Below are 1,083 nucleotides of genomic sequence, written 5' to 3' on the forward strand. Positions count from 1 at the left end.
TTCGGATTTCGAACCTTTCATGGCGCAGAAATCGCATTATATCATGCACTTGGCGCGCTACCTGAACCGGATGTCGCCCACAGATTCTGCTGACGAGCCAAAAAAAAAGGGTAAAGGTGGTAAAGGGGGTAATGCGCAGTACAGTCGAGTGTGAGCGGAGATTTTTGGAGGTACTGGGTAGGCCTGGCAGCTGGGCCATCAGGCCGAAAAGGTGGGGGCAAAGGTGGTGCCTGGAAAGTCATGCCCCGTATGGGTTTTTGCCATTTTCACCACCTTCACCACTTTCCCCAGGTAGGGCGTGGGAAATACGAGGTATTCTTTGGGTGTCTGCTACAGCCGCGATTTCTCGCTAAGTGCTGGAAAAAGGAGGAAAAGGTGGCGAAGGTGGTAAAAAGCATATAAAGCGATACCCAGAAACGATTTCCGTTTCCCACAGCTTACCCCCTTTTAACACCTACCGGATTCTATATTAGAAATGTTACATCTTTTGAACCAAATTTCGGTGTGACGTGGTAATAGATTTATTTTAATTGAAGCACATATACTTCCATCATAACTTCTGAAATCATCATTATGATCAATCCTGAAGACGTAATTATTCCCAATCTTAATACCAGCTGTACAGTTGATGAGGCTGTAGCAAAAATGCTGGGATGGTTGCAAGGTCCAATACGCAAAGCAATTATCAATATTAACGAATACGGCATCCCTGAAAATGAAATGCCCACGCTACCGGATCTGCAATGTTCGTTAAAAGAACATTTAATGGAAGTTCAAAACGCTGCCCGGCAAAATTTCATTAAAGCATTAGAAGAATTTTATGACGCAAAAGAAGACAGTGAAAAAGATGAGAAAGCTGCTGAAGTTGAACGTATGGAATTAGAAGTCAATAAGTGCAATAAATTACTCGTAGATGCCTATAAATACAAGGTAGCTATTGAGGAAGAGATTTCAAAAAAAGATTCTAATTTGGTAATTGATAAAGGCTCGTCAGCAGAATCTGTGGGCGACATCCGGTTCAGGTAGCGCGCCAAGTGCATGATATAATGCGATTTCTGCGCCATGAAAGGTTCGAAATCCGAA

Annotated in this window: 1 protein-coding gene; it reads left to right on the forward strand. The window is 43.1% G+C overall.

Annotated elements, in window-relative coordinates:
* Positions 1–573 precede the first annotated feature (573 nt).
* Positions 574–1,026, forward strand: coding sequence for a hypothetical protein (locus tag BLV85_RS14775; RefSeq protein WP_090415966.1), 453 nt, complete (start codon positions 574–576; stop codon positions 1,024–1,026).
* Positions 1,027–1,083 lie beyond the last annotated feature (57 nt).

The organism is Nitrosomonas halophila, from assembly GCF_900107165.1.
GTDB lineage: Bacteria > Pseudomonadota > Gammaproteobacteria > Burkholderiales > Nitrosomonadaceae > Nitrosomonas > Nitrosomonas halophila.

Bases quoted from the DNA above. Each gene is read 5' to 3' on its own strand.
- BLV85_RS14775 (WP_090415966.1), top strand. From the start codon at position 574: ATGATCAATCCTGAAGACGTAATTATTCCCAATCTTAATACCAGCTGT.